Origin of the sequence: Serratia sp. LS-1, assembly GCF_003719595.1 — a bacterium.
Classification (GTDB): domain Bacteria; phylum Pseudomonadota; class Gammaproteobacteria; order Enterobacterales; family Enterobacteriaceae; genus Serratia; species Serratia ureilytica.
The window spans coordinates 3323846-3347767 of sequence record NZ_CP033504.1 but is presented as its reverse complement, the minus strand read 5'-3'; the positions used below and the strand labels follow the sequence as shown (position 1 = coordinate 3347767).

Here is a 23922-nt window from a genome sequence, read left to right as displayed (position 1 = left end):
CTCTGTCTACCCCGTCCGATGCGAGCCGCCTTCGATGACCGCAGAAAATAACCTCCAACTGAACCGACGCATTCTGTCCGTGGTGATGTTCACCTTCGTCTGCTACCTGACCATCGGCCTGCCGCTGGCGGTGTTGCCGGGATTTGTGCATGACCACCTGGGCTACAACTCGGTGTTGGCGGGCCTTATCATCAGCGCGCAATACTTCGCCACGCTGTTCAGCCGCCCGCACGCCGGGCGTTACGCCGATCAGCTGGGGCCGAAGAAGGTGGTGCTGTTCGGCCTGGCCTGCTGCGGCGCCAGCGGCCTGTTTTACGCGCTCGCGTTCGGCGTTGACGGTTGGCCATGGCTCAGCCTGCTGCTGCTGTGCGTGGGGCGGGTGTTTCTCGGCGTCGGCGAAAGCTTCGCCAGCACCGGTTCCACGCTGTGGGGCATCGGCCGGGTTGGGGCGATGCACACCGCGCGGGTGATCTCCTGGAACGGCGTCGCCACCTACGGCGCGATGGCGGCCGGCGCGCCGCTCGGCGTGTATCTGAATCAGCAGTGGGGCTTGGCCGGGGTGGCGGCGCTGATCGTGCTGGCGGTCGCAGTGGCGCTGCTGTTGGCGAGCGGCAAGCCGGACGTCTCGATCGCCGCCGGGCAACGCATCGCCTTTCGCGCGGTGTTCGGCCGCATTTGGGCCTATGGTCTCGGGCTGGCGATGGGCACCGTCGGCTTCGGCGTGATCGCCACGTTCATCACCCTTTACTACGCCGACAAAGGCTGGAGCGGCGCGGCGTTTTCGCTGACGCTGTTCAGCTGCGCCTTCGTCGGCATTCGCCTGATCTTCAGCAATGTCATCAACCGCCATGGCGGGTTGAAGGTGACGCTGGCGTCGTTTCTGGTTGAGATCGTCGGGCTGCTGTTGATTTGGCAGGCCGGCGAGCCCTGGATGGTGCAAACCGGCGCATTGCTGGCCGGCGCCGGTTTTTCGCTGGTGTTCCCGGCGCTGGGCGTTGAGGCGGTGAAACAGGTGCCGCCGCAGAATCAGGGCACGGCGCTCGGTACCTATTCGGCGTTCCTCGACCTAGCGTTGGGCATCACCGGCCCGCTGGCCGGGCTGCTGATCGGGCAGGCGGGCGTGCCGTCGATTTATCTGGCGGCGGCGCTGCTGGTGGCGCTCGGGGTGTTGCTCACTCTGCGCCTGCTGCAGCGCAGCCGGGTCTGATTCAGGAATAGTCCGAAACCCGGATTCCTCCCCAGAAAATCATTGTTTCGGTGAATGATTACGGTAAGGTCGCTCAGCGGTCCAGAATGAGAGGAGGAATCGATGTATTTACGGCCGGATGAAGTGGCTAAAGTGTTGGAGAATACCGGCTTTGAGCGTGATTATGTCACCGATCAGGCCTATGGTTACCGCAAGGGTGCACACTACGTGTATGTGAATCGCGAAGCGCGGATGGGCAGAACCGCGTTGGTGATCCACCCGGCGTTGAAAGAGAAAAGCGTGCATTTCGCCACGCCGACCTCGCCGGTGCGCACCAGCGAGCAATATCTGGAATTTCCCCTGGATTTAAGCAGCGACGCGCCGAATCAGCGTTACGGCATCGCACACGGCTTCAGCTCGCGCGAAGCGCTGTCGCGTTACCTCTACAGCATGTTCCTGTAAACGGTCCCCCGCCAGGGGGACGCTATCAGCCGTGGGCCAACGCTTCGCGGTTGAAACGCTCGTTGTAGGCGCGGCGGAACTGCGCCAGTTCAAACGCATCGATATCCAACTCGGCGAAGTAAAACAGCGCCGCTTCGGTGTGCTCGGCGTGCAGCTCCGGCGACAGCCCGGCGCGCAGCAGCACGTCGCGCCAATGGCCAATCTGCTCGTCGTCCGCCTGTTTGATGAACGTCAGGTAGATGAACAGCAGGTAAGCGGCCTGGTGCATCTCTTCGGTATAGCCGTTGTTCAGCATGCGGATAAAGGTCTGGCTTTGGCGGCCGCCCATTTCCTGGATCATCGATTCGATCAGCATCGGTTTGACCCTTAGCAGATGGGCCAGCGAATCGATGGCTTTACGGGTGTCGGACGTCAAAATGCGGTAACCGATGATGAATACGACGATCAGGGCGGCGAGGATGATCCAGGTCATTTAGGCTTTATTACACTCTCAGTACGCCAGAAGAGGGGCGGGAGGCGCTGTGCGACAGCGCCCGCTATCAATGCTGTTCGCCGCTGAAATTACCGACCGCGCTCTGTTGGCGCAGGTGGTGATTGAAGGTGGCCGCGTCTTTGGCCAGCGCGTCCAGATGGGCGCCGAGCATTTTGATCTGCTTGACCAGCGCATGCTGCTCCGGCACCGAACTGGCGGTGCTCAGTTTGCGCGCCAGTTGTTCATTCTGCGCCCGCAGCGCGGCTTCGCGCTGTTTGGCTTCTTCCAGCAGTTGCTGCAGCGCCTGGTAGCTCCGCTGCCATTCGCGGTGTTGCCGTTCGAAGCTGCTCTGCAACTCATTCATCGCATTTTGAAACTGGATTTCCAGCTCGCGCATTGTCATGGGCTCGATCCTTTGCGGCACTCAATGATGGCTTAGCAGTATAGCGAAAACTGCTCGCAAGCTCACCCGTTGACGACAATTGAGACAAATGCCGCTGACAATTCCCGGCTTGCAACCGCGCCAAGGCGTCTTACAATCGTCCCCATCCCCGGCCGTAAAGGCTGCCGTTCAAGAGAGGTGGAACATGAGCGAGCAGGAAAAAGACTTTTTTGAACAGGCGATGGCAGACGTGGTGCCGCTGGCGAGCAGGCGGCAGACGCTGTACCTCAAGCCGCAGGAGGCGGTGGACAAAAGCGCGCGGCGCGAAGCGCAGCGGCTGCGGCAGGAAAACTTCCTCAGCACCGATTTCCTCGAGGTGATCCCCTGCGATCGGCCGCTGGAGTTCAAAGGGGAAGGCATTCAGCAGGGCGTGCTGGACAAGCTGCGCAATGGGCGTTACCCGCCGCAGGCGTCGCTGAATTTGCTGCGTCAGCCGGTTGAAGCCAGCCGGCAGGCGCTGTTCCGCTTCATTATGCAGGCGGAGGCGCAAAACCTGCGTTCGCTGCTTATCGTGCACGGCCGCGGGCGGCAGAACGAAAGCCATCCGAATATCGTGCGCAGTTACATCGCCAAATGGCTGGCGCAGTTTGAACAGGTGCAGGCGTTTTGCCGCGCCTTACCGCGCGACGGCGGCGAGGGCGCCTGCTATGTCACGCTGCGTAAATCGGCGCAGGCCAGGGCGGAAAACTTTGAGCGCCACGCCAAGCGCAGCCGGTGAAAGGATAGCCGAAATAAAATGGCCGGCGCATATCGCCGGCCATCGATGAATTATTTATTAAATATTTTATAGTCCAGCGAATAACGGCCGGCGCCGGTTACCGCTAGCAACAACAAACCACCAATGATGCTGATGTTTTTAAAGAAATTAATTTCGTTGCCCATCATTTCCATACCGGTCATTTTCCAGAACGGATGGCCGATAAACGCGGTGCCCAACACATACAGGGCGAAAATGACCGCGATAGGCCGAGTAAACAGGCCGAGAATAAGCGCGATGCCGAAAATAAACTCCACCACCACGGCGACAATCGCCGCCAAATAAGGCATCGGCGTGCCATAGCCTTCCATCGCCGTGACGGTCGCACCGAAGTTGACCAGTTTCATCCAGCCGAAAATGATAAACAGAACCATCAGTAGAATGCGGGACAGCAGAATTACGCCGTCTTTTGAGCTATCACCCATTTCGAACTCCTTAGCCACTGTCGGAATTATGTTGTCTTGCTGATTAAAGATTAGAACAATTTACGTTTTTTTCTAGCTGCGGCGGGCGGTTGCGCCGCTTTTTTCGGCGGACGAGAGGCGTGGTGAAGCCGGCGGCATTGCCTATACTTGAGCCTGGAGCAAAAACAATAAAACGGGCAATGTGAGGCCATGATGGATGAAGAATTGACCGCCGCCGGTTACCGCCGTTATTCCGGCGACAAGATTGACGTTTATTTTAACAGCGCGATATGCCGCCATTCCGCCAACTGCGTGCGTGGCAACGCGGCTATTTTTACCCTGAATCGCCGGCCGTGGATTATGCCGGACAATGCCGACGCGGCCGAAGTGAAACGCGTTATCGATACTTGCCCCAGCGGCGCACTGAAATATAGGGAGAAATAATATGGATCATAAAATACTGGCGGACGAGAAGCGTTTTTATATCAATGACGAGCACGGCAAGTTGATCGCCGAGATCTCTTTCGTGCCGAGCGGCGACAAGCTGACCATTATCGATCACACCTGGGTGGATGAGTCATTGAAGGGGCAGGGCGTCGGCAAAAAGCTGGTGGCGTTGGTGGTGGAGAAAATGCGCGCGGAGCAGCGTAAAATCATTCCGCTGTGCCCGTTCGCCAAGCATGAGTTCGATACCACCCCAGCCTACCAGGACATTCGCGCCTGAGGCGATAACGGGGCGCGGCGCGCCCCGATCATTCAGCAGACGCCGAAATCGCCGTCTTCGTGGTACAGCGCCACCTCGTTGGCCTGCACCTCCGTACGCTGTTCTTTACCCAGTTCATTCCAGCTGCAAACCAGGGTTTCGCCGTCGATCGCCACCACGGTCATCTTCGGGCCGCCGGTGGTGCGTTGTACAAAATCACCGATATTGAATGCCATGCGTTCCTCCACAACAGATTAAACCTCATCTATTGATAACACAGAATGGCGCCGCCGTTGGCAGGTGTTTCGTTATGTATTAAATTATACAGCGATTATCACCAGGGAGAGCAGACTAACATGCCGGGATTATTGATGTTTTATGTGGGCGGTACGGCGCCGGGCGCCAATATTGAGTTGCACGACGTGCAGTTCGCGGCGGCGGATCGGCCGGAAGAAGCGTATCCGCTGCTGCGCGAAAAGTGGTTCGGCGATAAGCGCAAGGTGCATGTCGACGGCTATGCGCGCATCGACTGGGCGGACGGTTACGACGTGAGTCTAGAGCCTGCGCCGTTTACCGGTGAAGAGAAGCTGTTTTTCGTCAACGTGGGCGGCTACCGCAGCGATGAGCTGGCGGAATTGCACCAGTTCGGTCTGTTTGTGGCGCGCTCCGCCGACGAGGCGAAGGAGAAAGCCAAACGGGCGCTGCTGACGGACAGCGCGCAGCAGCACAAAGATGATCTGGCTGAGGTGGACGACTGCCTGCTGCTGCAGGCGCTGCAGGGCTACCACGTTCATCTGCGCGCCAACCCGCACGGCGAACCGGCCCGGCCGCTGTGGCAAGGGTATCTGCCGATCGGCGAACCCGCGTTATAACGCCGCTTCGAACACCCGCGGCAGGTTGAGATCGAGGCGTTTCAAATCCAGATGCATGATATTCATTGCCTGTTGATGAAAATGCCGTTCATGCAGCATGAGAGGCGCTGTATGCTGGCAAGCACGGCCATCAACTCACACGGGACTTGCCATGACCATTGAGATTTACCCGGCGCAAAAAAGCGACGCCAAACTGATTCTGGATATGATTATCGAGCTGGCGGTGTACGAAAAGGCGCGCGAGCAGGTGCGGGCCAGCGTGGAGGACATCGAACGCAGCCTGTTTGGGCCGGGCGCCTGTTCCGAAGCGCTGATTTGTACGGTAAACGGCGAGCCGGCGGGTTATGCGGTGTTCTTTATGAGTTACTCCACCTGGTTGGGTAAAAACGGCATCTATCTGGAAGACCTGTACGTGGCGCCAAAGCATCGCGGCGCGGGCGCCGGTAAAACGCTGCTGCGGCACATCGCCCAACTGGCGTGCGAGCGGCAGTGCGGCCGCCTGGAGTGGAGCGTGCTGGACTGGAATCAGCCGGCTATCGATTTCTACCTCAGCATCGGCGCGCAGCCGCAGGGCGAGTGGGTGCGTTATCGCATGGAGGGCGAGGCGCTAACGCACTTCGCGGCGCACGGGGCGGCGCTGCCGGTACAATAGCCGTTGGGGGGAGGCGGCCTCCCCAACTGTGGTGGTGTGAACGGTTTACTGCGGATAAATCAGGCGGGTTTGCGGGCGGCGAGAATGAAGATCATCGGGCGTTCCTGCTCTTCGTCCAGCGCCGGGGTAGCGGCGATTTGCTGCGCGCTGGGGCCCCATTCGTTCAAATGCTGGATGATAAACCCTTGCTGCGCCAGCGGGTTGATATAGCTGCCGAGTGTGCGGTGCTGCTTGATGACGCCTTCCGCCAGCCAGTTGGAGACGCGCCGGCCTTCCCGTTGGTAGCCGTTGACCGGCCAGGATTTCTGCCCGTTGCCGTCGGTCAGCCAGCCCTGCTGCGCCGGGGCGGTGTAGATCGGGTGCTCGGCGGTGAAGATGAACTGCCCGCCGGGTTTCAGCGCGGCGTACACCGTGGCGAACAAGGCGGCCAGATCCTCGAGGTAGTGCAGCGTCAGCGAGCTGTAGACCAGATCGTAACTTTCCGGCGGCAGCTGCAGCTGCGCCAAATCCTGCCGACGGTACTCGATACCCGCGTCGGCGGTCATCTCCCGCGCCTTGGCCAGCATCTTTTCCGAAACGTCCAGCCCCAGCACGCTGGCTGCGCCCTGTTCGCGCGCGCTGCGGCAGAACCAGCCGTAGCCGCAGCCGAGATCGACCACGCTTTTTCCCTGCAAATCCGGCAGGATGCGGCGGATGGCGGGCCATTCCGGCGCGCCGTCCAGGCCGTGCTGCGAGCGGCTGAGCTGCGCATAGCCGTCGAAGAAGGCCTGATTGTCATAGATATTTTGCGTCATGATGACTCCTTGGGGTGAATGACGGCGGCGGAATGCCGCTGCCATACCGTGCATATTGCTGCATAATTCTACGCTGACAACATGAATAACGGGAATGACGATGGACATGATTTCGGTGCGGCAAGCGCCCGAGCTGGCGCCGCGCGCCATTGCGTATTTTCAGCGGCACTGGGCCACGGCAGAGACGCTGATGATGTATGAAGACGCCATCAACCGCAGCCTCGGCGCCGCCAACCCGCTGCCGCAGTGGTACCTGCTGATGGAAAATGACCAGATCCTCGGCTGTGCGGGGCTGATTACCAACGACTTTATCAGCCGTGGGGAATTGTATCCCTGGCTGTGCGCGCTCTACGTAGAAGAGACGCAGCGTGGCAGGGGCTACGGCGCCAAACTGATTGAGCATGTAGCGGCGGAAACCCGCCGGCTGGGCTTCTCGCAGCTGCACCTGTGCACCGATCTGGAAGGCTACTACGAGCGCAGCGGCTTCGTTTATAACGGGCTCGGCTATCACCCCTGGGGCGAAGCCTCGCGGGTCTACTCGCGGGCGCTGTGATCGCCCTCGCCGGGGGCGGGTAAGACAAACCTGACTTTTCTTTCACCTCATCGCGCATCGCGGGTTACACTGGCCGCTTGTTCGCCACCGACCGGGTTAATTCGCCGCCGCGATGAGAGTGCCACGTCAGCTACAGCAACGCTTTACCGCCTGCATCGCCATTATGGCGGTGCTGTTGCTGTTTGTGGCGCCGGTGGTGTCGAAATCGCTGATGCACCACCCAATGATGGGCGGCATGGCTCAGACGGACGCCGCCATGCCGCACGACATGCACGGGATGGCGATGCCCGCCGCCGAGCATGCCGGCCACCACGGCATGGACCCGGCGGAGATGATTTTCTGCGGCTATTGCGAGCTGCTGATCCACGTGCCGCTGCTGCTGTGGACATTCGTCCCGCTGCTGTGGCTGATGGCGCGTATCGCGCGCCTGCCTTGCGCGCCGCGCATCGTTTCTCCGCCCCTTCGGCGCCTTACTCTGCGGCCGAGCCCGCGCGGGCCGCCCGGCCAGCCGTTTTTCCCTATTGCTTGATCATGGGTAACGCCGTCCGTATCGCTGCGGACGGTTTGCCTGCGCGCACAGTTTGAAAAACGAGAAAGGCCATGTCTTCAATAACCAAAACTCCACCTGCCGCATCGCCGCGTGGCGCGATGCTGAACCTGATCAGACGGCTGCATTTTTATATCGGCCTGCTGGTCGCACCTTTTATTCTGGTCGCTGCACTGTCCGGCACGCTGTATGTGCTGACCCCGCAGCTTGAAGAGGCGCTGTATCGCGATGCGCTTTTCACCGAACCGCACGGGCAGGCGAGATCGCTGGCTGACCAGATCGCCGCCGCCCGCCGTGCGGCGGGTGACGAGGCGCGCATTTACGCCGTGCGTCCGGCTCCCGGCGCAATGGACACCACGCGCGTACAGTTCACGAGTGCCGATCTGGGCGCTTCCGAGTCGCGTGCGCTGTTTGTCGATCCCTATACCCTGGCGATCAAGGGCGATATGACGGTGTACGGCACTTCCGGCGTACTGCCGCTGCGCACCTGGCTGGACAAGCTGCACAGCAGCCTGCTGCTTGGCGATCTGGGGCGCAACTACAGCGAGCTGGCGGCCTCCTGGCTGTGGGTGGCCGCGCTGGGCGGCGTGGCGCTGTGGCTGGCGACGCGGCCGAAGCGCAAGCTGAAAAGGGTGAAAGGGGGCTTCGCCGCTAACCGCCATTGGCATATCACGCTGGGCGTGGCGCTGCTGGCCGGGCTGCTGTTCTTCTCGGCTACCGGGTTGACCTGGTCGCAGTGGGCCGGCGGCAACATCGACGCGCTGCGGGCCAACCTGGGCTGGCTGACGCCGCAGGTCAACACCAGCCTGCAGGCCGATGCGCCGCAGACGCCGACCGATCCGCACGCCGAGCACCGCGGGATGATGCCGGGCATGAAGATGGGCCCTGCCGCGCAAAGCAATGCGCTGAACGGCGATTGGGATCGGGCGTTGCACGCCGCGCGCGCCGCCGGAATAGACGCCGCCAAGGTCGAGCTGCGCCAGCCGAAAGGCGAGGGCAAAGCCTGGACGGTGACCGAAGTGGATCGCAGCTGGCCGACGCAGGTGGACGCGGTTGCCATCGCGCCGCAAAGCTTCGCCGTCGTCGACCAGGTCCGGTTCGACACCTTCCCGCTCATCGCCAAGCTGACCCGCTGGGGCATCGACGCCCACATGGGCATTCTGTTCGGCTTGCCGAATCAGCTGCTGCTGGCGGCGTTCGGCCTCGGGCTGTGCCTGACGATCGTGCTGGGTTACCGCATGTGGTGGAGTCGCCGCCCGGCGGCGGGGACGCAGCATCCGGTGCAGACCCTGGTTGCCGCCTGGCTGGCGCTTTCCCTGCCTGCCCGCGCCGTCACGCTGCTGGTAGCAGCGGCGCTGGGTTATTGCCTGCCGGTAATGGGCGTGAGCCTCGCGGCGTTGCTGCTGGTGGACGTAGGGCGCTGGCGCGGCCAGCGGCAAGGGCTTCGGGACGAAACGCCGGAAGCGGCCGCCCGCCGCGCCGAGGTGCGCAAGTTCCGCGCGGCGGTGGCGACAGTGGCGGTGGCGGTCGGCTGCGTGATGGGCCGGGCGATCCTCGGTGGCACCGTCGAACAGTTTCAGCTGCCGATCGGTGACTGGAGCGCACAGATGGTGATCATGCAGAGCCTGATGGTGCTGCTGTATACGCTGGTGTTCACCCTGCTGCTTTCCATTCCGCTATGGTATTTCTTCCTGGGGGAAAAAGAGGGGCGGTGAGGTAGCGTCCGGCATGCCTGCGGGCATGCCGGATATTTGGGAAAGGGGCTTAAGCGCGTATCATCTCACCGGATAGGCAATTTCCACTGAAAGGAAGCGAACGATGACGTTTGAACAACGCAGGGACAAGGTGATAGCGCTGATGGAGGAAAAGAAGATGTGGAGGAGCAACTACGCGCCGCCAATCTTGCGCCTGCTGTGGCGAATGGACGTGAATATGCCACCGCCACGGTTTGCGCCTTTCTGGCTGAATATGCTGTTCTTCGGCATTTGGTTTGGCCCGCTGTGGGGCGTGCTGATGTGGTTCATGGTATGGAAAAATCAGGGATATACTAATGAAGAGGCCCTGACATTAAGCCTCGCCGCCGGCCTGTTGTTTGGCTTTTTTATGGCGCTTTTCCACTACAGGCGGAAAAAGGCGAACAGGCTGCCGGACTGGAACGATCTTTGACACGTTAGTGAAGAACAAAAACAAAAAAGCCCGCAACCGAAGTTGTGGGCTTTTTCGCTATTATCGCCGGGTCTATCTGGTTCACTGGCGACGTATTTGGTGGAGCTGGGGGGATTTGAACTCCCGTCCGAAATTACTACATACTATTATTAATGGTTGAAATTCAATAATTTATCAGTATTATCATTGGTTTGGCATTGTGACGTATTAGCAAGTGTTATGCCTTTTTACTCTTCTGTCGCCATTTTGCCGCCAATTATACTGATGCAATAGAACATCTACCTACGATAATTTATACTGGAAGTGATGAAAAAAATATAAAATATCAATACTTTTCGATGTGGGGATATATGAAAACGCAGAAATTTGTAAGTGAACTTTTTTTAGAAAATGGGCAGTTTATTCTAGTTGGCCTAACTGGGAGAACTGGTTCTGGTTGTACTACAGCAGCAACTATTTTAGAAAGTAATGAAACAGTATTTCCCGATGTGGATAAATTAACTGATTTTTATAATGGTTTAGATTTGCAGCGTTATAAGATAGTTAAGGATTTCACTGAGAGTCATTGGGAGGCATTTTACTCAATCAAGGTTAGTGACTTGCTATCAGTTTATTTGTTAGCAATGTCACATACTGAACTTTCACACTTCATCACGTCGTCAACTAAAGATAGCATTGATGAAGATAAATTGAACAAGATACTTAATGAAGGAGCATTTTCAAAAACACAACTTAGAAAAATAAGGACGGATATCTTAAAAGCACTTATTGATCATGGTCAAGAATTAGATCTCGATAATCTAGATGTATCTAACATAAGAAAAACATTGCATTTGGTTAGGTTTTTCACTAATAACTTCAAAAAAGAACTTAATGAGATAAATACAGGTCTTTATGTATCAACTTATCAGGCTGCTGGAAAATCTGTTAGACGGCTTGGTGAAATAAAAACAAATTATGAAACAGAAGAATTTGATCCAAAATCGGTATTTCATTTGCCTGAAACTATCAATAGGGTCATTAAGCTAATTAGAAAAAGCCAAGATGGTAAGGCATTAGTAGTTATTGATGCTATACGTAATCCATATGAAGCTAAATTCTTTAAAGATAGATATGCTGCATTCCATCTGGTATCAATTAATGCTCCGGATGAGCATAGGAAAAAATATTTACAGAAGCTACACAAATTTTCATCTGAGCGCATTAAACACATTGATGATATTGAGTCAGGAAAAGGAGATAAAGACAATCAATATAAACATTTAACGAATCCTAATGTAACTAAATGCATAGAAATTTCGGATATACATCTTTATAATCCTAAAAATGAGTTTGATAACAATAATATACTTAAAGCACAACTTGCATGGTATATCGCTCTAATGAAGCATCCTGGATTGATCACTCCTACAGCGATGGAGCGAGTTATGCAGGTCGCATATACTGTTAAATTAAACTCTGGATGTATATCGAGGCAGGTCGGTGCCGTTGTTACAGATAATGATAATTCAATTAAATCAGTTGGTTGGAATGATGTAGCTAAAGGGCAGATACCATGTTCAATGAGATCGCTCGATGGGTTGATCAATGATTTTGATTCGAAAGTATATAGCTCATATGAGCGAAATGATGCTCTTTTTAGAAAGAAAGCTAAAAGTAATTTAATAAAGTTTAGAGCGATTGAATCAAGTTCTGAAATTTTTAAAGGACGTAATTTGTCATATTGCTTCAAGGATATTCATAATAGTCTTGATGATGATAAAAAAGGGAATCAGGTCCATACCAGAGCTTTACATGCTGAAGAAAATGCCTTTTTACAATTATCTAAATATGGTGGCGTTGGTGTGCAAGGTGGTAAGTTGTATACTACAGCAAGTCCTTGTGAGCTTTGTGCAAAAAAAGCATATCAACTAGAGGTCGCTGAAATAATTTTCATTGATCCTTATCCAGGCATTGCACAAGATCATATTATTAATATAGGTAATAATCCACCTAAATTAATTCAATTTAGAGGGGCAATTGGTAAATCATATCATCGATTATATGAACAAATTATTCCTATGAAAGATGAGTTGGATTATTTATCAATGTAAGTCTGTACATTATAAAAAGTTGAGTGGGTTTTTATAAACTGCGTCTTCAAGATGATCTGGTGAAAAGTGTGAATATACCATGGTCATCTTGATATCAGAATGACCCAAAATATCTCTCAAAACAAGTATGTTTCCACCGTTCATTATGAAATGACTGGCGAAAGTATGGCGTAGCATATGAGTGCATTGTCCCGTTGGTAAGTCTATACTGGCCCGTTTCACTGCCCGTTCAAAAGCTTTTCTGCATGGCGTGAACAGCTTCCCCCTGTTTTTGGGTAGTTCGTCGTATAGCTCCTGAGATATCGGTACAGTTCGGTTTTTCTTGCCTTTGGTTTTGGTATAGGTGATCCGGTATTTTGATAAATGATGGCCTTGAAGGTTTTCGGCTTCACTCCATCGCGCGCCGGTAGCTAGGCATACCTTTGCGATCATCAATAGGCTAGGGCTTTGAGAATCAGCGCAGGCATCAAGCAGGCGTTTAATTTCGTCCAAGGCCAAGAATGCCAATTCATCCTCTGCGATTTTGAATGTCGGTAGCCCGGCGAGTGGGTTAGGCGCTGGCCTGTGCCTCAGCTTCTTCAGGGTGCCAAAAACGGATGATAAGTTACGCTGTTCAAGGTTTACCGTGCGTGGTTTTACTGGCGACATTAGCGCGCCTTCTTCGTTACGTACCTCACTGGACTGACCCCATCCCGGTAGACGATCCTGCCCTATAGTTGGACTGACCCCACCCCGGTAGACGATCCTGCCCTATAGTTTGAGCATAGGAGGAGCGTATGGGCACACCACGATTTACACCTGAATTTAAGGAAGAAGCCGTCCGTCAGATAACGGAACGCGGTTATTCCGTTGCCGAAGTATCTGACCGTTTGGGTGTTTCTGCACACAGCCTCTATAAGTGGCTACGAGCTATCAAACCTGATACCAGCGAACAGCATGCCAGGGATTTACTGGAAGCCAAAAGCGAGATCCTGAAACTACGGGCACAGCTAAAACGTACCGAAGAAGAACGGGATATCCTGAAAAAGGCCGCGCGGTACTTTGCAAGGGAGCCCGACTGAAGTACCGCTTTATCAATGAGCACCGCACTGTATGGGGTGTGATGACGATGTGTCGGGTACTGCATGTCGCCCGGGCCGGGTTCTACGCGTGGCTGCACAACCCGGTCTCGGCGCGTGATAAAGATAACCAGCGTCTGCTGACGCTTATCCGTGATTCATATTCACTGAGCGGAGGCGTATACGGTTACCGGCGGGTTCATGGCGATCTGAACGAAATCGGGGAAACCTGCGGCAAAAACCGGGTGGGCCGTCTTATGCAACTGAACCGGATTAAAGCCGTGCGGGGCTATAAAGCACCACGGCGTATCGCCGGCCGACCTTCGGTGGTTGCCCCTAATCGCGTACAGCGGCAGTTTACCGTTGTCCGGGCCAATCAGGTCTGGGTCACCGACATCACTTACATCCGCACCTGGCAGGGCTGGTTGTATATGGCGGTGGTTATCGACCTCTTCGCCCGTAACGTGGTGGGCTGGTCGATGAAGCCGACCCTCTCACGCGAACTGGCACTGGATGCGCTGATGATGGCGGTCTGGCGACGTAGACCGGACAGCGAGGTCATCGTGCACTCAGACCAGGGTTGCCAGTATGGCAGCGACGACTGGCAACGGTTCTGTCGGGCCAATAACCTGGCACCCAGTATGAGCCGGCGTGGTAACTGTTGGGATAATGCAGTGGCCGAATCGTTCTTCAGTTCACTGAAAAAAGAACGCATCAGGAAGAGAATATACAAAACCCGGGATCTGGCCCGGGCGGATATCTTCGATTACATTGAAGTGTTCTACAACCGGGGCCGGCGTCACAGTCACCTCGGCGGCGTCAGTCCGGAGGCCTTTGAACGGGCCTCGTCGTGAGGACAGAATTTGTCTACGAGCGTGGGGTCAGTCCAGGTTTTCATCCAGGCAAAGCGGAAAACTCAAACAGCGCTTACCCGCTCTTATGTGCGAGGTACGGATGAGTAAGTGTCCCTAGTGTACGAACCATGACAGAATTTTTTTACTAAGGTGAATACGTGGCAATCTTTGACATTGAAAAGGATGAATTACTTCGGCTCTCCGATACTCAGCTAGAAGAGCTGATAGCTCGGCTAGCAGAAGCTGAAGTGACAATACATGGTCATAGCCCTGCATGTGTAAATTGGTCTGGCTCAATTACAGCCCCTGACGGAGGAATTGATATCCATGTTCAGGTTCCAGTTGATCAACTGAAACCAGGCTTTCTTATAAGGCCTAATACGGTCTTTCAGGCAAAGAAACATAAAATGCCAAAGGCTACAATTGAGAAGGAAATGGGCACCGGCAACGCGCTTTCACCCATAATCTCTGAACAAGCCAGAAAAAAAGGCAGCTACATCATTGTCAGCCTGGGTGATGATTGCTCGCCGTCAGGAAAGGCGGATCGACTCAAAGCGATGATGGATGCAGTAAAAGATGATCCTAACAAAAGCAATCTTCATCTCGATTTCTACGACCGTTCCAAACTCATTCAATGGCTGCGCCAACATCCATCAGTAATGCTGTGGGTAAAAGGGAAGCTTGGGCAAGGATATTCCGGGTGGCAACCTTACGGAGCCTGGAGCAATCCGCCCCAAGGTGTTACAGACACTTTAATCTCAGCCCCGGGTGTAACCATTACTTTACCGTCGGGAAAGGGGCAAAAACTCAAAATTGATGAAGCAATTAGCCCAATGCGAGAACTTATCCGTTCGACGAATAAGGCGGTTCGTATTACAGGATTATCTGGTGTCGGGAAGACTCGGATCGTTCAGGCGCTCTTTGATGAAACTGTTGGAACAGATGCGCTTGACCGGACAGTAGCTATTTATGTTGATACTGGCTTTGAGCCAGTACCGTCGGCTACAGCAATGCTTGATAAGCTGATCGCTGAGGAGCGACGAGCAATTATGATCCTTGATAATTGTCCATCAGAACTCCATGCTTCGCTTGCCAGCAAGGTATCAGCCGCAGGAAAAGAAGTAAGCCTCATCACAATCGAGTACGACATTAGGGATGACAAACCACAGACAACTGAGGTCATCCATATTGAGACAGATGGTCCAGAGGTGGCAGAGCAACTTCTTATCCGTCGCTTCCCTTCTATTGGTCAGAATAATGCCCGTCGTATTGCTGAGTTTGCAGATGGGAATGCAAGGGTTGCTTTGGCTATAGCTGAGAGAGGGGAGGAAGGCGAGAGTTTGGCTCTACTTTCTGATGCGCAGTTGTTTAATCGCTTGTTTGAACAGCGTAATCATCCTGATGGTAATTTACGGGAGCAAGCTGAAATATTGTCACTGGTGTATTCATTCTCGGTATCTAGTCCAGATGCTGCTACCGATGAACTGGAAATATTAGGGGCGCTCTTTGGGTATTCCAGAACCCAGTTATTTAAAGCCGTTACGAAGCTGATGGAACGTCATATCGTTCAGAAAAGATCTCACTGGAGAGCTATCTTACCTCATGCCATTGCTAACAGATTGGCAGCATCCGCACTCGACATTATTCCCGTCGATCAACTTAGGGCGACTTTTGAAGCTCCGGATTGTGAGCGTTTATTAATGTCTTTTTCGCATCGCTTGGGGTTGTTGCATGACCATCCTGTTGCGAAAGAAATTGTAGAAGCCTGGCTTCAGCCTGAAGGGATGTTAGGAAGAATAGCCGAGTTAAATGATATTTCGTTACGAATACTTGGGTATATCGGACCGGTTGCACCTGAAGCATTGCTCAACAGGATTGAGGCCGTACTCTCATCATCTGATTTCAAAGGTATGGAACCGGGCTACAATCCGCAGCGACGTAGTATTCTGCGTCTTTTACAAATGATGGCATACGAACCGAATGCCTTTGAACGATGCGCCAGGCTTCTTATTCAAATGGCAGAGGACGAAGCCGATAATAATAACTTGGATTCTGCTCGAAACATGGTTCCAAGGTTTTTCCAGGCGTATCTGTCTGGTACTCATGCATCCCTAAGTCAGCGTATTGCTTTAATGAACGAATGCATTGCATCAAGTATTATTACGCGTAAATCTTTGGGCTTAAAGATGCTGTCAACTGCCCTGGATGGCCCACAGTGGTCAGGGTTTGGGGTTGGTGAGTTTGGAGCTCGACCAAGAGACTATGGATACGAACCCAACTATGATGAGCTTGTCGAATGGCGCAGCGCCTTTATTGGCGTCATTATCCAATTAGCGGAATCCGGAGATCCGGAGCTTGAAAGGCCTGCAAGATCAATCCTGGCTGACAAATTCAGGGGAATTTGGTTTCAAGAAGCAATGCGAGACAAACTCGTCGATGCTGCCCGTACATTAAATGCTTTAAGTCCTTGGGGGGAAGGTTGGAAAGCCGTTCGTTCAACGGTCTATTTTGACTATACCAAGCGTAGCGATGGAGATGATGTTGAGCCGTTGCCGGATAATCTTGCTGCCTTAGAGAAGGAGTTGGAGCCCATTGCGTTAATTCCAACAATAAAGACATACGTGTTGAGTACAAATCATGATTATTGGGCACTGGATGCGGATTTTGATCATGAGGACTCCGATAAATATACCGCAGCCGGAAAACGACTTGAAGCTAAAGCACTTCAATTGGGACAAGACTTTGCCTTATCAAATCATGTACTTGAGGAGTTAGGAGCAGATTTGTTCTCCATCGGTGGAATGCCTTATCGTACTGTCTTTGGTCGAGGACTTGCTCGAGGGGCACATGATCTACGTATTGGCTGGCAGCGACTTGTTGAACAAATTGAAAAACAACCAGATGCTAACAAAGACTTTGGAGTTATTGGGGGGTTCATCGAAGAAGTTGACTCTGTCGATCCACCATTAGCACAGAAGTTTCTCGACCAATGTGCACAGCATCCTGAACTTCGACAGCTATTGGTTGGCTTGCATCCTTGGGGGAAATTTACAGTAAATGATTTGGATCGCTGCATGAAGCATTTGGATGATCCAGACATTCGCCCTTTTATGTATGAGCCAATTCTCTGGCGAGACCAATACGCCAATTTACCGAGAGTCCGTTTACTTGATCTTGCTAAGTGCCTTATAAATAAAGTTAGCGGCGACGATGTTATTTTGGATGCACTATCCATGAAGCTTCATGGTAAAGATGAATCTACAGATACGCTCGGTGCAGACTTTCGATTAATCGGTCTTGCAGCAGCTATCCAGAGGATTCAAAACAGCGACAGAGACCAAGGGGGAACAATCGATTATCGCATGGAACAAGTTATCCATGCTGCATTGCGTTTCGATGGTAATGAGGCAAAAAAAATTGAGTGGTTGGACACAATTTTCAATGTCATTGATGAACACTATGGATATTTTTTTGGATTCGAGAAGACTATAGCAACAACTGTTGCGTTAATGCCTGAATCATTTCTCAATTGCATTTTTGAATGCACCGAGGAACAGCAGCAGAGAAGACAGTTCTTTATTCGTCGTGGCGGTTTACGCCGTTCTCCTCTTGCAGATGTAAGTACTAGCGTCTTGATTGAATGGTGCCGCGCCAGAAATGATCCCAGTGTTTGGGCTGCCATTGCGGCTGGTGTGACTCTCTGGTCAAAGAATGATGAACAGAATGTACTAACCCTACACGAAGCTGCTATAGAACTGTTAGAGGCCTCTCCTGAGCCATTAGTTGTGCTGGAGTCTTTTGCTGAGCGAATCACTCCATCCTCCTGGACTGGTAGCCTGGCGAACATAATGCAAGCTAGATCAAGCGCCATCGGTGCGCTGAGTAAACACGAGCGTCCAGATATCGCCGAGGCTGCCAAAACAGTTTGTGAAAAAATGAGTCATTGGCTCGAACGCCAAAAAGAACGTGAACAAAGGGAAGATAGTGAAAGGGAACAGCGGTTTGAATAAGGCTAGAAGCCTATACAAACGTTCTGCGATAAGGAGAAAGTAATGGAATCTGCACGTGATAAACGTACCCGTGAGATTGTGGAGGCAGAGGATCTTTGGTTGCTTGATAGCGTTGATACTGAAGGTTACGTATGCTGGGGATGTGGTATAACCATGCATCCTGCTGCATGGGAAAAAGATAAAAAAGTCAGAGCCTACTTTAAAAAGAAACGCCATATTCAACATCATCATGAATGTGATGCTGATGCTGAAAGTACAGTAATTCGCCAGGGCCAGAAGGAGAGTGTCCGCAACATACTGGACAGTGCTCCAGGTTTAATGCCCTCGGGATTAAAGTTGATTGAACAGCGCCCGGTTGTTGAACCAGGTATCGCTGGTGGTGAAAGTAAGTCCAGTTCGACGCGTTCAGCATCCTCAGCATCTGGTGAAAGTAATTCACCCGAACGACAATCCCGGCGCCAAGTGAATGCTATCCGTAATATTTGCCGTGCCTTCATTCGCTTCCCGCATGACCGGGGAATGTCGCTTAATGTTCCCGGTATTAGTGGTCAAATCTACATGACGGCGTTTAAAAAGCTCCGAAAAGAGGTTCAATCCTACCCGGAGCCGAAGATCTTTTATGCACCACTACTCTGGAAAAAATTTTCTGAAAATGAAGAAAAACTCATCATTCCGCTGTCTGGGGAATGGGGTAAAGATGAGGCAGGTAAGCCTAAGCCGACCAGAAGCTATCAGCTCCACATCGAATGGGCTGGCTGGTCAAAAGCTAAACGTACTGTGGTTCGTAAAGAGCTGGAGGCTGCCCGTACAGAGGCAATAGAGGCCAAAGGCAAAGGGCTGAAAGATAAAGCTTGGGTCTTCTTTATTGGCGAGCAAAATGCAGAAAATCTGGAAATCTTCTACGTCAGCGATTATCGACTCATCTGCGCGATTGTAGGACATATCACTTATCCATGACTCAAATAACGCCTTCCCATTCAGGGAGGGCTGATAGTTAGAGGGACGTACGGCTTAGTGTAAGTGTCCCGGCAAAACGAACCATTCATTAGAGACCTTCCGACATACTGATTATGTCCCCCAGAGGAGAGCGCCATGCGCAAAGCGGTAATATCCGAAGCTTCCTATTACAACTGGAAAGCAAAGTACGGCGGGACGGAAGCTTCAGATATCAAAAAGATGAAGGATCTTGAGGACGAAAACCGGCGATTCAAACAGATGTTTGCCGATCTCAGCCTTGAATGTCGGACCCTGAAAGACTTTAGCGGAAAAAGCTTTAAAGCCAGCGATTAAGTGGGAACTCGTCAATTATCTACGTTATCAAGTATCGGAGGATAGTGGTAATCAACACGCACAGCTATACTGCTGGTATATTGGTTGGTGGCTATGGCCTCCAGATTGTCTTCGCTGTGTAACCCGTGTGATGTGGGAATCGGCATCTTTGGGTTTGGCGGCTATCGGTTAACGGCTTGGTTTTTCTTGTCATGGGGAGTCTCCCTGCGTTTAGGCCCAACGAAAACACTATAGCTTTTCGTTGGGCCTATCAATGGGCCTAAAAAGTTCGGATTTAATTAGTTCTCTTTGGACTTCGCGGGACAAATTCAAGGCACAAAAAAGCCCGCAAGGCTTGCGCCGTGCGGGCTTTCAGGACTTCATCGGATGACTCTGGTAATCACCGATGGAGAATTTTGGTGGAGCTGGGGGGATTTGAACCCCCGTCCGAAATTACTACACCGTCGGCACTACATGCTTAGTCCAATCTTTACATTCGCCGGCCAGCTGCGGATGGACACGCTACTGACAGACTAGCCTGATTGAGTTTAACGCTTCAGCCCCAGGCAGGACATCCACGCGATCTCTTTTGGGTTTGACCTCTCTTGATCCCCGTCCTAAGAGCGGAGGCTAGGGAGAGAGGGCTCTAAGCAGGGTATTAAGCTGCTAAAGCGTAGTTTTCGTCGTTTGCGACTATTTTTTTGCGGCTTTTTACGAGGCCAACCGCCCCTCGGCATGCTCCTAGGGCTTCGCAAATCCCGTCGAATCCAGAATCAGCCCCAAGTAACTTTGTGCAGTATACCAGAAGTTTACCTCGATAAGCCAGCGGCTTAACGATTGGCGTGCTTCATGATACGGGCTTTCGCCGTCTGCCATTCGCGATCTTTGATGTCATCGCGTTTGTCGTGCTCTTTCTTGCCTTTGGCTACGCCGATCTTGATCTTGCTCCAGGCATTTTTCCAATACAGGGACAAGGCCACCACGGTGTAACCGTCGCGGTTGACGCGGCCGAGCAGGGTGTCCAGCTCGCGTCGGTTCAGCAGCAGTTTACGGGTACGCGTCGGATCGCACACCACATGCGACGAAGCCACGTTGAGCGGGGTGATGGTGGCGCCAAACAGATAGGCTTCACCGTCACGGAACGTCACGTAGCTGTCGCTGAGGTTGGCTTTGCCTGCACGCAGCGATTTAACTTCCCACCCTTGCAGCGACAGGCCCGCCTCGAACTCTTCTTCAATGAAGTATTCGAAACGCGCGCGCTTGTTTTGAGCAATGGTGGCGGAACCGGGTTTGTGTGCTTTTTTCTTTGTCATAGTGCGTTCATTATACTGGATGCTTCAGCGAAAGAAATCCTTTCCCGTTCAGCACCTGCGCAATTTTTCGCATTTTTGGTGCCCTCATCCCTTAGCAGATTTTTTGTTTGCCGCCAGATAAATGGTATTATCTGTACGTTTTATGTCTTACAGGAAATGATATGCCCCAGATCAGTCGGTCTGCATTAGTGCCGTTCAGCGCCGAGCAGATGTATCAGTTGGTTAACGATGTTCATTCTTACCCCGATTTTCTGCCAGGCTGCACCGGCAGCCGGGTGCTTAACGCTACCTCCAACGAGATGACCGCCGCGGTGGACGTCGCCAAGGCCGGTATCAGCAAGACCTTCACCACCCGCAATACGCTGCTGGATAACCAGAGCATCAATATGCAACTGGTCGATGGTCCGTTCCGCAAGCTGATGGGCGGCTGGCAGTTCACGCCGCTGAGCGAAGAGGCCTGCAAGGTGGAGCTGCACCTGGACTTCGAGTTCACCAACAAACTGATTGAGCTGGCGTTCGGCAAGGTGTTCAAAGAGCTGGCGGGCAGCATGGTGCAGGCATTCACCCAGCGGGCGAAAGAGGTCTACAGTGTCTGACATCCAGGTCGAGGTGGTGTACGCCTTGCCGGAGCGGCAGTACCTGCGCAAGGTGAAACTGGCCGAGGGCAGCAGCGTTGAGCAGGCGATTCAGGCTTCAGGCCTGCTGGAGCTGCGCCAGGATATCGATCTCAAGAGCAATAAAATCGGCATCTACAGCCGCCCGGCCAAGCTGGGCGATACGCTGAACGACGGCGACCGGGTGGAGATTTACCGGCCGCTGATCGCCGATCCGAAAGAACTGCGCCGGCAACGGGCAGAAAAGGCAAAAAAATAAGGCGCTTATAGCGCCTTATTTTTTTATCTGAAACTGATTTTCTCTTCCGCGTTGCAGCCTGCGACTGTCATGAGGAACACCATGCCCCCTCATGGGCCGGAAGAGCGGGCAGCGCCGATTACTTGGTCAGCGCCGGTTTGTTCTGGATGTCGGTCAACACGCCTGCGCTGTCGAAGGTCAGCGTCAGCGTCTGCTGGGTGATGTCTTCATGGCCAGGCTGCTGGCGGAACACATAGAACCACGTCTGAGTTCCGAACGGGTCTTGCAGCATTGGGGTGCCCAATGTGTAAGCGACCTGTTGTTGGGTCATCCCTTTCTGAATTTTCGCCACGTCGGTCGACGTCAGGTAGTTCCCCTGGTTGATGTCAGGACGATAAACCACCTTTTCAAAAGTAGAACAGCCTGCAGTCAGCATCACAAGAACTACAGCGGCGGCAGTCAGCGTTTTACAGCGCATAGTAATCACATTCCTTTAGGGCATAGGATGCCGATGATAATAGACCTTGCGGCAGTTGGAAACCTTTATACCCTTCATCTTTCACTTTGCGACGCATTGGCTTTCCTTTAGCACCTCAAGCGCTTGGACTTTTTCAGGCTGTGGAGATGGCTTTGGATCACCGCCGCGCCGCACTTTAGATATTTCTCGGGCCAACAGCGTCACTGTCAGACCGCAGGAAAGTGAAAAAGTTGAGCTTTTTTATGCCGCCAGCAGTTCTTTGGCGTTCGCCAACGTATTGCGGGTGACTTCGCTGCCGCCGAGCAGGCGCGCCAGCTCCTGCAGCCGGGCGCGTTTATCCAGCGGCGCCATCTGGGTTTCGGTGACCGTGCCGTCGGTCTGCTTGCTGACGAACAGGTGCTGATGCCCGCATCCGGCCACCTGCGGCAGGTGGGTGACGCACATCACCTGGGTGGATTCGCCGAGCTGGCGCAGCAGGCGGCCGACGATGGCGGCGGTCGGGCCGCTGATGCCCACGTCCACCTCATCGAAGATCAGCGCCGGGGTTTCCATCTTGCGGGCGGTGATCACCTGAATGGCCAGCGCGATGCGCGACAGCTCACCGCCGGAGGCGACCTTCGCCAGCGGCTGCAGCGGCTGGCCCGGGTTGGTGGAGACGCAGAACTCGGTGCGGCTGGCCCCTTCGGCGCTCAGGTGCTGCGGTTCGAAGCGCACGTCGATGTTGAACTTGCCGTGCGGCATGGAGAGCGCCTGCATGCTGTCGGTGATTAGCGTGGTCAGCTCGGCGGCGTAGTGCAGGCGTTTCTGATGCAGCTCTTCCGCCAGCGCCAGCGCCTGCTGATGATGCAGGGTCACCGCCTCGTTCAGGTGCTCATGGTCGCTTTCCTGCTGCGACAGCAGCTGCTGTTCATCCAGCAACTGCTGATGCAGCTGCGGCAGCTCTTCCGGCGCGACCTGGTGTTTGCGCGCCAGGCTGATTTGACGCGACAGGCGCTGTTCCAGCTCGTGCAGGCGATTGGGATCGAGATCCATGCGATCGGCGTAATGGCGCAGTTCGTCGCTGGCTTCGCTGATCTGGATAGAGGCCTCTTCCAGCATGTCCAGCAGACCGCTGAGCTTATCGTCCAGCCCGGCCAGCTCAAGCAGCAGGTGTTTGGCGCTGTAAAGCTGGCTGAGCATGTTGTTCTCGTCGCTGTCGGCCAGCAGCTGCAGCGTTTGCTGGCTGAGGGTCAGCAGTTGGCCGCTGTTGGCCAGGCGCTTGTACTCGGCGTCGGTCTGTTCGAACTCGCCGGCCTGCGGCGCGAATTCGTTCAGCTCTTTCAATTGGTATTGCAGCAGCTGCTTGCGCGCTTCGCGCTCGATGGACTGCTGCTGATGGTGCGCCAGCTCGCGGCAGCTCTGATGCCAGCGTTGATAGGCCTGGCTCATCGCCGCCAGCAGGGCGGGTTCGTCGGCGTAGGCGTCGAGCAGCGCTTTCTGGTGCTCCGGCTTGAGCAGCAGCTGATGGGCGTGTTGACCGTGGATTTGGATCAGGCGTTGCCCCAGCTCACGCAGCTGCGACAGCGGCACGGCGGTGCCGTTGATAAAGCCGCGCGAACGGCCGTCGGCGTTGATCACCCGGCGCAGCAGGCATTCGTTGCTGTCGTCCAGCTGGTTTTGCTCCAGCCACGCGCGCGCGGACGGGGTGTCCGCCAGCGAGAAGCGGGCGCAGATGTCGGCGCGGGCGGCTCCCAGGCGCACCACGTTGCCGTCGGCGCGGTTGCCGAGGCACAGCCCCAGCGCATCGATGGCGATGGATTTGCCGGCGCCGGTTTCACCGGTGATCGCCGTCATGCCCGGTTGAAAATCGATTTCCAACTCACGAACGATAGCAAAGTTGCTGATGGTTAATTGCGCCAGCATGGGAACCTTCCTGTGTATAAACACATAACTGTAGTTTCATACAGTATAAACTGGTTTTATATACAGTAAAGTGGCCGATGCAG

25 protein-coding genes, 1 other RNA gene and 2 pseudogenes are annotated in these 23922 nt (G+C 53.9%); 18 read left to right on the top strand and 10 right to left on the bottom strand.

From position 1 onward, the window contains the following. Positions 1–34: 34 nt before the first annotated feature. Positions 35–1207, top strand: a complete 1173-nt coding sequence (locus tag EDY99_RS16065) for an MFS transporter (protein ID WP_033644144.1) — start codon at positions 35–37, stop codon at positions 1205–1207. A gap of 102 nt (positions 1208–1309) precedes the next feature. After that, the gene (locus EDY99_RS16060; RefSeq protein WP_033644143.1) at positions 1310–1648 is read left to right on the top strand and encodes a DUF2002 family protein; all 339 of its coding nucleotides are present in this window, start codon (positions 1310–1312) and stop codon (positions 1646–1648) included. 25 nt (positions 1649–1673) lie between these two features. Here EDY99_RS16060 and EDY99_RS16055 read toward each other — a convergent pair whose 3' ends face one another. Further along, positions 1674–2120, bottom strand: coding sequence for a DUF1198 family protein (locus EDY99_RS16055; RefSeq protein WP_033644142.1), 447 nt, complete (start codon positions 2118–2120; stop codon positions 1674–1676). A gap of 67 nt (positions 2121–2187) precedes the next feature. Then, on the bottom strand, positions 2188–2523 hold the full coding sequence (locus EDY99_RS16050; RefSeq protein ID WP_033644141.1) for an MbeD/MobD family mobilization/exclusion protein: 336 nt from the start codon (positions 2521–2523) through the stop codon (positions 2188–2190). A gap of 184 nt (positions 2524–2707) precedes the next feature. Here EDY99_RS16050 and smrA point away from each other — a divergent pair, with 184 nt between their 5' ends. Further along, complete coding sequence (gene smrA / locus EDY99_RS16045) at positions 2708–3280, top strand: DNA endonuclease SmrA (protein WP_123061924.1); 573 nt, start codon at positions 2708–2710, stop codon at positions 3278–3280. 50 nt (positions 3281–3330) lie between these two features. Here the strand turns inward: smrA and EDY99_RS16040 are convergent, their stop codons facing one another. Beyond that, positions 3331–3744, bottom strand: coding sequence for a DoxX family protein (locus EDY99_RS16040; RefSeq protein WP_016929826.1), 414 nt, complete (start codon positions 3742–3744; stop codon positions 3331–3333). Positions 3745–3936: 192 nt separating this feature from the next. Between EDY99_RS16040 and EDY99_RS16035 the strand changes: the two genes are divergently transcribed. Both EDY99_RS16035 and EDY99_RS16030 read left to right on the top strand, forming a co-directional pair. Continuing rightward, positions 3937–4167, top strand: coding sequence for a (4Fe-4S)-binding protein (locus EDY99_RS16035; protein WP_016929825.1), 231 nt, complete (start codon positions 3937–3939; stop codon positions 4165–4167). Position 4168: 1 nt separating this feature from the next. Then, a complete protein-coding gene (locus tag EDY99_RS16030; RefSeq protein WP_033644139.1) occupies positions 4169–4447 on the top strand; it encodes a GNAT family N-acetyltransferase in 279 nt (92 codons plus the stop codon). A gap of 32 nt (positions 4448–4479) precedes the next feature. On the opposite strand, the gene EDY99_RS16025 is transcribed toward EDY99_RS16030, so the two are convergent. Further along, positions 4480–4662, bottom strand: a complete 183-nt coding sequence (locus EDY99_RS16025; protein WP_016929823.1) for a YodC family protein — start codon at positions 4660–4662, stop codon at positions 4480–4482. A 120-nt stretch (positions 4663–4782) separates the two neighbouring features. Here EDY99_RS16025 and EDY99_RS16020 point away from each other — a divergent pair, with 120 nt between their 5' ends. Beyond that, a complete protein-coding gene (locus EDY99_RS16020; RefSeq protein WP_096242544.1) occupies positions 4783–5298 on the top strand; it encodes a DUF1543 domain-containing protein in 516 nt (171 codons plus the stop codon). A 151-nt stretch (positions 5299–5449) separates the two neighbouring features. Further along, a complete protein-coding gene (locus tag EDY99_RS16015; protein ID WP_033651602.1) occupies positions 5450–5950 on the top strand; it encodes a GNAT family N-acetyltransferase in 501 nt (166 codons plus the stop codon). A 59-nt stretch (positions 5951–6009) separates the two neighbouring features. Here the strand turns inward: EDY99_RS16015 and EDY99_RS16010 are convergent, their stop codons facing one another. Beyond that, positions 6010–6744, bottom strand: coding sequence for a bifunctional 2-polyprenyl-6-hydroxyphenol methylase/3-demethylubiquinol 3-O-methyltransferase UbiG (locus EDY99_RS16010; protein WP_046687694.1), 735 nt, complete (start codon positions 6742–6744; stop codon positions 6010–6012). 100 nt (positions 6745–6844) lie between these two features. On the opposite strand from EDY99_RS16010, the gene EDY99_RS16005 reads away from it, so the two are divergent. The 5 genes from EDY99_RS16005 to EDY99_RS15985 all read left to right on the top strand — a co-directional run bounded on the left by EDY99_RS16005 (position 6845) and on the right by EDY99_RS15985 (position 12103). Beyond that, positions 6845–7297, top strand: a complete 453-nt coding sequence (locus tag EDY99_RS16005; RefSeq protein ID WP_080301930.1) for a GNAT family N-acetyltransferase — start codon at positions 6845–6847, stop codon at positions 7295–7297. A 112-nt stretch (positions 7298–7409) separates the two neighbouring features. Continuing rightward, entirely contained in the window at positions 7410–7826 is a 417-nt protein-coding gene (locus EDY99_RS16000) for a DUF2946 domain-containing protein (RefSeq protein WP_203582798.1), read from the top strand. A gap of 71 nt (positions 7827–7897) precedes the next feature. Continuing rightward, positions 7898–9559, top strand: coding sequence for a DUF2534 family protein (locus tag EDY99_RS15995; protein ID WP_047573957.1), 1662 nt, complete (start codon positions 7898–7900; stop codon positions 9557–9559). A gap of 103 nt (positions 9560–9662) precedes the next feature. Continuing rightward, complete coding sequence (locus EDY99_RS15990; RefSeq protein ID WP_123061923.1) at positions 9663–10010, top strand: DUF6404 family protein; 348 nt, start codon at positions 9663–9665, stop codon at positions 10008–10010. Between the two features lie 350 nt (positions 10011–10360). Beyond that, a complete protein-coding gene (locus tag EDY99_RS15985; RefSeq protein WP_123062184.1) occupies positions 10361–12103 on the top strand; it encodes an anti-phage dCTP deaminase in 1743 nt (580 codons plus the stop codon). Between the two features lie 9 nt (positions 12104–12112). Here the strand turns inward: EDY99_RS15985 and EDY99_RS15980 are convergent. Continuing rightward, positions 12113–12778: pseudogene (locus EDY99_RS15980) on the bottom strand (tyrosine-type recombinase/integrase); the annotation flags it as partial. Between the two features lie 101 nt (positions 12779–12879). Here EDY99_RS15980 and EDY99_RS15970 point away from each other — a divergent pair. The 4 genes and pseudogenes from EDY99_RS15970 to EDY99_RS15955 form a co-directional block, all read left to right on the top strand. After that, positions 12880–14015, top strand: a protein-coding gene (locus EDY99_RS15970) for an IS3 family transposase (protein ID WP_206424498.1) whose coding sequence is annotated in 2 segments (ribosomal slippage) — positions 12880–13126 and positions 13126–14015 — 1137 coding nt in all. Because the reading frame shifts where the segments join, the coding sequence is not laid out codon by codon here. Positions 14016–14173: 158 nt separating this feature from the next. Then, a complete protein-coding gene (locus EDY99_RS15965; RefSeq protein WP_123061921.1) occupies positions 14174–18025 on the top strand; it encodes a hypothetical protein in 3852 nt (1283 codons plus the stop codon). 42 nt (positions 18026–18067) lie between these two features. Continuing rightward, positions 18068–18982: a hypothetical protein gene (locus EDY99_RS15960; protein ID WP_123061920.1), complete on the top strand. Its 915-nt coding sequence runs from the start codon at positions 18068–18070 to the stop codon at positions 18980–18982. Positions 18983–19120: 138 nt separating this feature from the next. After that, positions 19121–19337, top strand: a pseudogene (locus EDY99_RS15955) (transposase); the annotation flags it as partial. 374 nt (positions 19338–19711) lie between these two features. On the opposite strand, the gene ssrA reads toward EDY99_RS15955, so the two are convergent. Next, positions 19712–20075, bottom strand: a transfer-messenger RNA (tmRNA) gene (gene ssrA, locus EDY99_RS15950). Between the two features lie 49 nt (positions 20076–20124). Continuing rightward, positions 20125–20607: an SsrA-binding protein SmpB gene (gene smpB, locus EDY99_RS15945; RefSeq protein ID WP_016929804.1), complete on the bottom strand. Its 483-nt coding sequence runs from the start codon at positions 20605–20607 to the stop codon at positions 20125–20127. Between the two features lie 161 nt (positions 20608–20768). On the opposite strand from smpB, the gene EDY99_RS15940 reads away from it, so the two are divergent. Together EDY99_RS15940 and EDY99_RS15935 are read left to right on the top strand one after the other, a co-directional pair. Continuing rightward, positions 20769–21203, top strand: coding sequence for a type II toxin-antitoxin system RatA family toxin (locus EDY99_RS15940; protein ID WP_004929096.1), 435 nt, complete (start codon positions 20769–20771; stop codon positions 21201–21203). Next, positions 21196–21480 (top strand): RnfH family protein, encoded by a 285-nt coding sequence (locus EDY99_RS15935; protein ID WP_004929098.1) that lies wholly within the window; start codon positions 21196–21198, stop codon positions 21478–21480. Before EDY99_RS15940 ends, EDY99_RS15935 begins: the two co-directional genes overlap by 8 nt. 118 nt (positions 21481–21598) lie before the next feature. Here the strand turns inward: EDY99_RS15935 and bamE are convergent, their stop codons facing one another. Beyond that, on the bottom strand, positions 21599–21937 hold the full coding sequence (bamE, locus tag EDY99_RS15930) for an outer membrane protein assembly factor BamE (protein WP_004929101.1): 339 nt from the start codon (positions 21935–21937) through the stop codon (positions 21599–21601). A gap of 240 nt (positions 21938–22177) precedes the next feature. Next, positions 22178–23839 carry a DNA repair protein RecN gene (gene recN / locus EDY99_RS15925; RefSeq protein WP_048325148.1) on the bottom strand — a complete coding sequence of 554 codons (1662 nt, stop codon included), beginning with the start codon at positions 23837–23839 and terminating at the stop codon, positions 22178–22180. Between the last annotated feature and the right edge of the window lie 83 nt (positions 23840–23922).

Bases quoted from the DNA above. Each gene is read 5' to 3' on its own strand.
- EDY99_RS15990 (WP_123061923.1), top strand. From the start codon at position 9,663: ATGACGTTTGAACAACGCAGGGACAAGGTGATAGCGCTGATGGAGGAA.
- bamE (WP_004929101.1), bottom strand. From the start codon at position 21,937: ATGCGCTGTAAAACGCTGACTGCCGCCGCTGTAGTTCTTGTGATGCTG.
- EDY99_RS15995 (WP_047573957.1), top strand. From the start codon at position 7,898: ATGTCTTCAATAACCAAAACTCCACCTGCCGCATCGCCGCGTGGCGCG.
- EDY99_RS16010 (WP_046687694.1), bottom strand. From the start codon at position 6,744: ATGACGCAAAATATCTATGACAATCAGGCCTTCTTCGACGGCTATGCG.
- EDY99_RS16000 (WP_203582798.1), top strand. From the start codon at position 7,410: ATGAGAGTGCCACGTCAGCTACAGCAACGCTTTACCGCCTGCATCGCC.
- EDY99_RS15960 (WP_123061920.1), top strand. From the start codon at position 18,068: ATGGAATCTGCACGTGATAAACGTACCCGTGAGATTGTGGAGGCAGAG.
- EDY99_RS16050 (WP_033644141.1), bottom strand. From the start codon at position 2,523: ATGACAATGCGCGAGCTGGAAATCCAGTTTCAAAATGCGATGAATGAG.
- EDY99_RS16025 (WP_016929823.1), bottom strand. From the start codon at position 4,662: ATGGCATTCAATATCGGTGATTTTGTACAACGCACCACCGGCGGCCCG.
- EDY99_RS16065 (WP_033644144.1), top strand. From the start codon at position 35: ATGACCGCAGAAAATAACCTCCAACTGAACCGACGCATTCTGTCCGTG.
- EDY99_RS16030 (WP_033644139.1), top strand. From the start codon at position 4,169: ATGGATCATAAAATACTGGCGGACGAGAAGCGTTTTTATATCAATGAC.
- EDY99_RS16060 (WP_033644143.1), top strand. From the start codon at position 1,310: ATGTATTTACGGCCGGATGAAGTGGCTAAAGTGTTGGAGAATACCGGC.
- EDY99_RS16020 (WP_096242544.1), top strand. From the start codon at position 4,783: ATGCCGGGATTATTGATGTTTTATGTGGGCGGTACGGCGCCGGGCGCC.
- EDY99_RS16040 (WP_016929826.1), bottom strand. From the start codon at position 3,744: ATGGGTGATAGCTCAAAAGACGGCGTAATTCTGCTGTCCCGCATTCTA.
- EDY99_RS15940 (WP_004929096.1), top strand. From the start codon at position 20,769: ATGCCCCAGATCAGTCGGTCTGCATTAGTGCCGTTCAGCGCCGAGCAG.
- smpB (WP_016929804.1), bottom strand. From the start codon at position 20,607: ATGACAAAGAAAAAAGCACACAAACCCGGTTCCGCCACCATTGCTCAA.
- recN (WP_048325148.1), bottom strand. From the start codon at position 23,839: ATGCTGGCGCAATTAACCATCAGCAACTTTGCTATCGTTCGTGAGTTG.
- EDY99_RS15985 (WP_123062184.1), top strand. From the start codon at position 10,361: ATGAAAACGCAGAAATTTGTAAGTGAACTTTTTTTAGAAAATGGGCAG.
- EDY99_RS16015 (WP_033651602.1), top strand. From the start codon at position 5,450: ATGACCATTGAGATTTACCCGGCGCAAAAAAGCGACGCCAAACTGATT.
- EDY99_RS16035 (WP_016929825.1), top strand. From the start codon at position 3,937: ATGGATGAAGAATTGACCGCCGCCGGTTACCGCCGTTATTCCGGCGAC.
- EDY99_RS16055 (WP_033644142.1), bottom strand. From the start codon at position 2,120: ATGACCTGGATCATCCTCGCCGCCCTGATCGTCGTATTCATCATCGGT.
- EDY99_RS16005 (WP_080301930.1), top strand. From the start codon at position 6,845: ATGGACATGATTTCGGTGCGGCAAGCGCCCGAGCTGGCGCCGCGCGCC.
- smrA (WP_123061924.1), top strand. From the start codon at position 2,708: ATGAGCGAGCAGGAAAAAGACTTTTTTGAACAGGCGATGGCAGACGTG.